General features: G+C 68.8%; 2 protein-coding genes. One reads left to right on the top strand and one right to left on the bottom strand.

The features are described 5' to 3' along the window. Positions 1 to 79: 79 nt before the first annotated feature. Positions 80 to 1186: an integrase core domain-containing protein gene (locus AB0M52_RS24315; protein ID WP_363957837.1), complete on the bottom strand. Its 1107-nt coding sequence runs from the start codon at positions 1184 to 1186 to the stop codon at positions 80 to 82. Between the two features lie 602 nt (positions 1187 to 1788). On the opposite strand from AB0M52_RS24315, the gene AB0M52_RS24310 reads away from it, so the two are divergent. Next, positions 1789 to 10021 (top strand): SpvB/TcaC N-terminal domain-containing protein (locus AB0M52_RS24310; protein WP_363957834.1); only part of this gene is annotated, 8233 nt, incomplete at its 3' end.

Genomic DNA, 10021 nt, shown 5'->3' with positions numbered 1-10021 from the left:
CCACCGGCTCCACGGCCGGCTGTCCCACGGTGGCCTCGGTCGTCATCTGGCGTCTCTCCCTTGATCGGTCAATCAGCCGTTATTTGTACAGTCCCACGACGAACCACGTCGGTGGATCGAGGCTGAGTCGGTCGTATCGGTGGATGCGCAGGCGTGTCAGCGTCGCGGTATCGGTGATCGGTTCGGGCAGCGGGCGTAGTGGCCGGGCGTTGGCGATGCCGCGATGAGGTCGGTGTTGGTTGTGGTGGCGTTCGTACTCGTGCAGGGCGTGTATCAGGTGGGCGTGGTTCCAGATCAGTGTCCGGTCGAGTAGTTCGTGGCGGCAGGCTTGGATCCAGCGTTCCATGATCGAGTTCATGCGTGGCATCCGTACTCCGCTGAGCACGACTGTGATCCCGGCGTCGGTGAGGACCGCGTCGAACAGGGTCGGGTACTTGCCGTCTCGATCTCGGACCAGGTACTTCATCGCACATCCGGCGTCTTCGAGGTCCATCACGAGGTTCCGGGCGGCCTGGGTCACCCAGCCGGCGGTGGGGTGGGCGGTGGCACCGAGGATGCGGACCCGGCGGGTGGCGTGTTCGATGACCGCAAGAACGTACAGGCGGGCGCCGGCCAGTGTCGTGGCTTCGAAGAAGTCGGCGGCGATGATGGCCTGCGCCTGGGAGCGGAGGAACGTCGCCCAAGTGGTGGCGCTGCGCTGGGGCGCCGGGCCGATGCCGGCCTGCTGGAGGATCTCCCAGACGGTGGAGGCCGCGACCTTCAGCCCCAGGACGAGCAGTTCGCCCTGGATGCGGCGGTACCCCCACGTGGTGTTCTCGCGGGCCAGGCGCAGCACCAACCGGCGGATTGACCGCACGGTACGTGGCCGGCCAGCCCGCCGGGGTCGGGAGGTTCTGGCGTGCCGGCGGGCGATCAGGTCACGGTGCCAGCGCAGCACGGTCTCCGGGCGGACCAGCAGCCGCAGGGTGCGAAGGACGTCCCTCGGCAGCCGGTGTAGAAGAGCAGCCAGCCACGCTCGATCGGCCCGCGTAAACCGGACCTCCTCGCCGTGCAGTTGCCGCTGCAGGACGGTGATCTGGTGGCGCAGCGCGAGGATCTCGGCGTCCTTGTCCCGGTCGCTCATCGGCAGCAGCCGCAGCAGCGCGAGAGCGTTGGTCACACCGAGGTAGGCCAGTCGCAATAGCACAACGGGTCATCCTCGCGCACCGCTCAACATCGATCACCCGGTACATCGGGGCCGAGCGAGCTTGAGGCTGCACCGGCGTTCTGGTCTCAGTGATCAAGAGGATTGGGGCCAGGACGGACGCGGTTTTCGGCACCCGCAACGTTCAGCGCCGAACTCCTGGTCGACTGCCCGGTCCTGCCCACCCGCGGTGCCCTGCGCGGGTTCTCCGGCCGCTGGCTGGTGCAGCGGGGCCTCGTCGTGACGGCGATTGTGCTGCCGGCAGCCAGTTCGGCGTGACCGCGAGCCCGCAGATCCCGGTGAAGCGGGCCGCCGTCGATTTCTGATCGGCGCTGGGAAGTAAGAGAAATCGCGCCGTCTCATCTGTCTACTGTGGGTGCCACCGACGGCTCCGTCTGTCGGATCTTGCGTTTGCCGCCATTTCCCGCAGTCTAGGTTAACCCGGTGCAATTCCTGACGCAGTTCAGTGGCCGTCAATTCCATGTACACCAGTGATACGCGAGAAACCGGTTGACGGAGCGATCTCGTGCTCCGGGGCGGTTCCCTCGCGAGGGGATCTCTGTCTATATTTTTGCTTTCCGATCTTTGGGTCCGGGGAGGCTTTCATGAACCGCCGTCTGATGGCGCCCGCCCTCGTGACGCTGTTGCTGGTGACCTTCCCGTCGAACGGCGCCCTCGCGGCCGAGCCGTACCGAGCCGCGCCGGGCACCACGGCGACGGCGCCCGGCACCGCGTCTGGCGTAACCACGACGGCACGGTTGCCGCTGGCGCCGGATAAGCCGCCGGCGGGTTACGCGCCCGGTGCTGGCGCCCCGCAGCCTGCCTGCTCGAAGGCCGCCCTACCCGGGGCCAAGTCGACGGCGGTGTCGCCAGACAAGGCCGCGCAGATCGCCCACGACGGCGCGCTCGTGGCTTTCCGGCCCAAGGCCGTGAAGGCCGCCCGCACGATCGTCGCCAGCTCGCTGTGCGAAACCGACCTGGCCCCGATGGATCAGGCGATGACGAACGTTACGGAAAAGCCGCGCCGCGGGTACCGGCTCCTCCCGCATCAGACGTTCTCCGCCGAGGTCACGATCACGCTTCCGTACGACCCCGCGCTGATCCCGCTCGGCCTGACCGAGCAGGACGTATACACCTACTTCTACGACGAGGAGTCGGAGCGGTGGCGGGCCTTGGAGCGGGTGTCGATCGACACCGACGCGCAGACGATCACCAGCAGTACCGACCACTTCACCGACTTCGTCAACGCCACCCTGACGGTGCCGGACCACGCAGAGACGGTGTCCTACGACCCGACCAGCATCAAGGACATCAAGGCCGCCGATCCGGGCGCGAAGGTAAACCTGATCAATGCGCCGCAGCCCGGAAACCGCGGTAGCTCGGGGACATCGTACCCGATCGAGCTGCCGCCCGGCCGGGACGGGATGGCGCCCGGGCTCCAGCTGCAATACGACACCGAGGGCGGCAACGGTTGGCTCGGCGTCGGATGGGATCTCTCCGTGCCGTCGGTCACCATCGACACCAGGTGGGGTGTGCCGCGGTACAGCGCGACCCAGGAAACCGAAACCTACACGCTCCGGGGCTCCCAGCTCACGCCGGTCGCACACCGCGGACCACCGGTGGCACGGGCTGCGGAGCGGGTCTTCCACAACCGCGTCGAGGGGCAGTTCGCCACCATCGTCCGGCACGGCTCCAGCCCAAAGACCTACTGGTGGGAGGTCACCGAGAAGAGCGGCACCCGGTCGTTCTACGGCGGGTCGCCGGAGACCGGCCAGCTCGCCGAGGCGACCCTCGCCGACCCGGCCGGCAACGTCTTCCGGTGGGCGCTGCACGAGACACGCGACCTGTTCGGGAACGCGGTCCGGTACGGCTACGACGCCGTGTCCGACGCCGGCGTGGCCGGTGGCACCGTGCCGGGCAAGGAACTCTACCTGCGTACCGTCAACTACACCCGGACCCCGACGGCGGCCGGCGCCTACACGGTGACGCTGGTCCGGAACAGCGAGTTGTCCGGCCACCCCCGCCGGCCGGACGTGGTGATCAGCGCCCGCGGCGGCTTCAAGCAGGTCACCGCGGAACTGCTCGCCCGGATCGACATCACGTTCAACGGCGCGCTGGTACGCCGCTACGACATGTCCTACACGGAGGGTGCCTTCCGGAAGACGCTGCTTCGCTCGGTCACCCAGCGGGGCGGCACCGGGACGGCCTTCAACACGCACGAGTTCACCTACTACGACGACGTGCGCGAGGCCGGGGACTACAACGGGTTCGCGGCCGCGACCACCTGGCAGACCGGTGGCGACAACGTGACCGCCGGGCTGCTCGACCACGGGCAGGCGAGCGCGCTGAGCGGGTCGATCAGCACCGGCGTTGGCGGGCACCTCTACGTCGGCTTCAACCCGTTGGCGCCACGCAAGCAGGGCTCGGCCGGTGGCAAGGTGGGGTTCAACCGCAGCAGCAACGACGGCGTGTTGGCGCTGGTCGACCTCAACGGCGACGGCCTGCCGGACAAGGTCTTCAAGAGCGGTAACGACATCCGGGTCCGGCTGAACACGTCCCGGCCCGATGGCAGCACCGGCTTCGCCGGCAGTGCCGCGCAGGTGCCGACGCTGCCCGCCATCTCCGCGGAGACCTCGGACACCACCTCGTTCGGCGCCGAGGCGTACCTCGTCGCGAACGTCTTCGTCAACCACGCAACTTCGTTCACCGAGAACTCGACCTACTTCAGCGACGTCAACGGTGACGGCCTGATCGACCTCGTCCGCGACGGCCAGGTGCTGTTCAACCACCTCACCCCGGACGGCGTGCCGACCTTCACCCCGGACAGCGGTGACACCCCGGTCCGCATCGACGGCGGATCGGTCGACCCGCAGGGCATCGTCGAGGACTTCGACGCGGTCTACCAGCAGCGGATCGACAACTTCCCGCTGGCCGACACGCTGCGCCGATGGGTTGCCCCGTTCGACGGGCGGGTACGCGTCACCGGGGACGTGGCGCTGATCAAGGACCTCGGGCAGCCCCGCGCCGCGTATCGCACCGCGGACGGGGTACGGGTCGCGGTGCAGCACAACGGCAGCGAACTGTGGTCCACCTCGATCAACGGCGACGACTACGCGCCCAAGCAGCCCGCCGGGGTCGACTCCATCGAGGTGAGCCGGGGCGACCGGCTGTACTTCCGCGTCCAGTCCGTCGTCGACGGTTCGTACGACCAGGTGTCGTGGGACCCGGCGATCGCCTACCTGGACGTCGAGGCGGCGCCGGACGCGAACAACCTCGATGCCCACCGCTACCAGGCCGCGACCGACTTTACGTTGGCCGGCCGGCGCGGGGCCGCCCTGACCGTTCCGGCCGACGGGACCGTCCGGCTCACCGGTGACCTGCGCAAGCTTGGCCGGACCACGGACGACGTCACGGTGCTCGTGCTGCACAACGGGAATGAGGTGTTCTCCCAGACCCTGGGCTGGGATGTCACCGGTGACGTGCCGCTCGACGCCAGCCTCGACGTGGCGGCGGGGGACTCCATCCAACTGCGGGTGAAGGTCGACTCGCCGATCGACGTGCGGCAGTTGTCCTGGACACCCGCGGTGTCCTACACCGCCTCCGACGACCTCGGCCCGCTCGTGGACGGCTCCGGCGACCCGCTGATCGTGCTGTACCCGCCGTACGACGTGGACATCTACCCCGCCACCGGCCTGACCGCGCCGCAGAGCGCATGGACCGCCCCGGCGACCGGCACCGTGCAGGTGAGCCCGCAGGTGTCCGCGCCCGCCGGCAGCAACGGCACCATCACGTTCACCGTCAAGAAGCGTGGCGAGCGGGTGGCAAAGCACAGCATCACCATCAGCGACGGCACCGCCTCCGACGCGGCCTTCCCGCTGGAGGTGACGGCCGGGGACCAGCTGTACTTCGACTTCTCCGTGGCCGACCCGGCGCTTGCGCTGACCGCCGCCACGGTGCAGGTCGACGGCTCCGGCGTGCCGAGCGCCGTGCACCGCGCCGCCGCCCAGGGCCTGCTGGCGCAGCCATACCGCGGCTGGACGTACGCCGGATACAACGGCAACCGGGACCGGGCCGGGCAGCCGGTCGTCGAGGCCGACCTCGCCCCGGTCTTCGACGAGAACTCGACCTACGACCCGCGGACCGCCAAGGCGTACGTGTTCAACCCGTTCCCGGCGGAGCAGTCCTGGAAGGGCCCCGACGAGCTGGGCTGGGTCAAGGCCGGCTCGATGAGCAGCTCCCGGCTCGGCGCCGACGCCATCGCCGTGCCCCGGCCGGAAGACTTCGCCGGCGCCCGCGCGGTGAATCGGCTGACCGACGCGGACCAGACCGCGGTCGGTGGCGGCGTGTCGTTCCTGTCCGGCTCGGCCTCAACCGGGTCAACCAGCGCGCAGGTCGACTACGTGGACCTCAACGGCGACCGGTTCCCCGACGTCGTCAGCAGCGGCCGGGTGCAGTACTCCACGCTCACCGGTGGGCTGGAGGCCGGTAGCCGGCCGGTGTCCGGGTTGGCCTCGCCGAGAGGAAGCGACGCCACCGCCGTCAACGTGGGAGTCGGCGGCAGCCCGGCGGCGTTCTTCGCCAACGGCAAGAGCGAGGTCGACACCGCGAGCAAGACACCGCCCAGAAGCAACAGCACCGGTACCCAGATGCAACCGCTCGGGCTGTCCGCGGGACTCGGCCGCGGTGACTCCGATCCCAGCCACGACCTGCTCGACGTCAACGGCGACGGGCTACCCGACAAGGTCACGCAGAGCGGCGGCGGGCTGAGCGTCGCGCTCAACCTCGGCTACGCCTTCGCCCCCGCCGAGCCGTGGGGGACCGCCGCGATCAACGACGGCGCCAGCGAGAACGGCTCCATCGGGGCCAGCCTCGGCTTCAACACCGGCACCTACGAGTTCGCCGGCGGCGCCTCCCTGACCAAGAACAAGTCGCAGACCAGCCAGACCCTGATCGATCTCAACGGCGACGGTCTGCTGGACCGGGTCCTGCCCAACGGCGGCGGGCTGCGGGTTGGCTTCAACACCGGCAACGGGTTCGCCCCGCCGGTCCCCTGGGGCGGCGCACTGGGCGGCGCCTGCCGGGACAGCACCAGTGTCGGGCTGGCCGGGATCGACTGGGACGACGTACGGATCTGCGCCGGCAACACCGGCCTGGGTGGCGGCGCCTACTTCACCTTCGGCATCCCGCTCTGCGTGCTCGCCTGCTACCTCGTCATCAATCCGGGCGCCGACGTGAACCAGAGCATGTCCCGGGAGGAAGCGGCCTTCCGGGACATCGATGGCGACGGGTACGTCGACCACCTTGCCTCCACCGACGACAGCAACCTCAAGGTGGCGCGAAACCGCACCGGCCGCACCAACCTGCTCAAGTCGATCAGCCGTCCACTGGGCGCCACCATCAGCCTGGAGTACCAGCGCGACGGAAACACGGTCAACGATCCGCAGTCGCGTTGGGTGCTGTCCCGCACGACCGTCAATGACGGACACGCGAACGACGGGGTTGACACGCAGGTCACCACCTACCAGTACGAAAACGGTGTTTTCGACCGCGGTGAGCGCGAGTTCCGCGGCTACGCCAAGGTGACCGAGCGGCACCACGACGCGGCCGGCGCGGTCTCCCGCAGCGTGGTCCGCGAGTACCGCACCGACAGCTACTACACCAAGGGGCTGACCACCCGGCAGGTGGTCCTGGATGGCGGCGGCCGGCGGTTCAACCAGACCGAGAACACCTACCTCCTGCGCGACGTGGACACCGGCGCGGAGCCGGCCGACCCGGCGAGCCCGACCGCGACCGTCTTCGCCCAGCTCGTCCGCACCGACCAGCGGTTCTACGAGGGGACGCCGGACGCGGCCAAGAGCACGCATACGACCATGCACTACGACGCGGTCGGCAACGTGGACCGGACCTTCGACGCGGGGGAGGCGGGGGAGGCCGACGACCTGGCCACCACCATTTCGCACTCGCCGTGCATCCGGTCGGCACCGGTCGCGATCACGGTCACCGGCGGCGGGAACACCGTGCTGCGCAAGCGCGAAGGCACCGTCGACTGCGCCACCGGCAAGTTCACCCAGATACGGGAGGTCCTGGCCGCCGGCCAGGCATCGGTCTCCGACCTGGAGTACTTCCCCAACGGCAACCTGCGCCGGGTCACCGGTCCGGCCAACGCCACCGGCCAACGGTTCCAGTACACCTACGAGTACGACGCGACGACCGCGACGCACGTGACCCGGGTCAGCGACAGCTTCGGGCTCAGTTCCAGCTCGACGTACGACCTGCGGTTCGGGCTTGCCGCGACGAATGTGGACACCAACAACAACTCGACCTCCTACGCGTACGACGAGTTCGGCCGAACGGTCAGCGTCACCGGGCCGTACGAGACGGGCACCGGCACGCCGACGATCCGGTTCGAGTACCACCCCGAGGCAGGCGTCCCGTGGGCGCTCACCCGGCACCTGGACAAGTTCCGCAGCGCCACCGACACGATCGACACCGCACAGTTCATCGACGGGCTGGGCCGGGCGCTCCAGATCAAGAAGGACGCCACCATCCACGCCGGCCCTTCGGCCGCCGCGACCGACGTCATGGTCGTCTCCGGCCGGGTGGTCTTCGACCACCTCGGGCGGGCCGTCGAGGAGTCCTACCCGACGACCGAGCCGCTGGGCACGCCGGGCGTGTTCCACGCCGCCGCCGACAGCGTCCAGCCGACCCGCACGGCGTACGACGTGCTGGACCGGCAGACCACCATCACGCTGCCGGACGACACCGTCACCAGGACGAGCTACGGGTTCGGGCCGGACCGGGCCGGAGCCACCCAGTTCCAGCGGGCGGTGACCGACGCCAACGGCAACCAGAAGCGCACCTTCCGTAATGTCCGCCAGCTCGTCACCGGGCTCCAGGAATTCCATGACGGGCAGCCCATCTGGACCAGCTACACGTACGACGCGCTGGACCAGCTCGTCGGCGTGCTCGACGACCACAACAACCAATCCACGGCGACCTACGACAACCTCGGCCGCCGCACCGCCGTACAGACCCCGGACACCGGCCTGACCGAGCACCTGTACGACCTGGCCGGCAACCAGACCGGTGAGATCACCCCGAACCTGCGGGCAACCGGCGCCCGGATCAACTACGACTACGAGTTCAACCGGCTCGTCGCCGTGCGGTACCCGACGTTCACCGGGAACAACGTCACCTACACGTACGGCGCGCCGGGCGCGGCCGACAACCGGGCCGGGCGGATCACCCGGGTCACCGACGAGTCGGGCGTCGAGGAGCGCTTCTACGGCAAGCTCGGCGAGGCGGTGAAGGAAGTCCGGACGGTGGCCACCGACACCGGGCAGGCCGAGTCGTACACCACCCAGTACACCTTCGACACCTTCAACAGGATGCAGTCGATGGTGTACCCCGACGGCGAGGTGCTCACCTACCAATACGACTCCGGCGGCGCGTTGCGGCAGGCCAGCGGGGTCAAGGGCGGGCGTAGCTACGCCTACGTCAACCGGCTGGAGTACGACAAGTTCGGGCAGCGTGCCTTCCTGGCCGTCGGCAACGGGACCCAGAGCAGTTTCACCTACAACCCGCTCGACCGGATGCTGACCAACCTGCGTACCGGACCGGCGAGCGGTGGAGCGTTCCAGAACCTGAACTACACCCACGACAACGTCGGCAACATCCTGACGCTGGAGAACGACGTCCCGGTGCCGCCGCCCTCGCAGGACGGCGGGCCGAGCAGCCAGACGTTCACCTACGACGATCTCTACCGGCTGACCGGAGCAACCGGGACATACGAGTACGAGCCGAACAAGTTCAACCGGTACACGTACAGCCAGAGCTACGACTCGATCTACAACGTCACTTCCAAGCAGCAGAACCACGAGGTGGTCCAGCCGTCGGGCAGCCCGATCCCGCAGCACAAGACCACCTACAGCCAGACCTACGAGTACGGCGGTCCGAAGCCGCATGCCGCCAGCAAGATCGGCCAGCAGTCGTACATCTACGACGCCAACGGCAACCAGACCGGCTGGACCGACGACGGCAACGGCCAGCGGCGTACGACCGTCTGGGATGAGGACAACCGCATCCAGAGCATCTCCGACAACGGGCGCGAGACGACCTACAAGTACGGCAGCGCCGGCGAGCGGGTGATCAAGCGCGGCCCACAGGGCGAGACCGCCTACGTCAACCAGTTCTTCTCCATCCGCAACCGCCAGATCGGCACCAAGCACGTCTTCGCCGGCGGAATGCGTATCGCGTCGAAGCTGATGAAGCGCAATGCGGAGGAGAAGGACCGGTACTTCTTCCACCCCGACCACCTCGGCAGCAACAGCTACATCACCGACGCGAGCGGGGAGATCTTCCGGCACACCGAGTACTTCCCCTCCGGCGAGGCCTGGGTTGACGAGGCGAGCAACAAGCAACGCACCCCGTACCTCTTCGCGGGCAAGGAGCTCGACGAGGAAACCGGCCTGTACTACTTCGGGGCCCGCTACTACGACCCGCGTACCGGCGTCTGGCAGTCACCCGACCCGGCCGGCGAGTCGTATCTGAACGGCTCACCCGCCAGCGGCGTCTACGACTCGGCGAACCTGGGCACGTACGGCTACGCCCGGCAGAACCCGCTCAACTACGGGGACGCCAGGGGCGAGTTCCTCCAGACGGCTCCGTTGCTCGCCGCAGCCGGTGGCGCGGCCGCCACCGCCACCGCTCCCGCCTGGGTGCCGGTGGCGATCGGGGTGGCCGGGGTCGCCCTGCTGGCCGGCGGCGTCTACTACCTGGCCACCCAGCCGTCGGCCCGCGACCGGGCACTGCTCGAGGAACGACCGCTGCCTGCGAGGA

Source organism: Micromonospora sp. NPDC051296 (genome assembly GCF_040682255.1).
Taxonomy (GTDB): Bacteria; Actinomycetota; Actinomycetes; order Mycobacteriales; family Micromonosporaceae; genus Micromonospora; species Micromonospora craterilacus.
The sequence above is the reverse complement of the archived record's forward strand: the minus strand, read 5'-3'. Positions and strand labels throughout refer to the sequence as shown.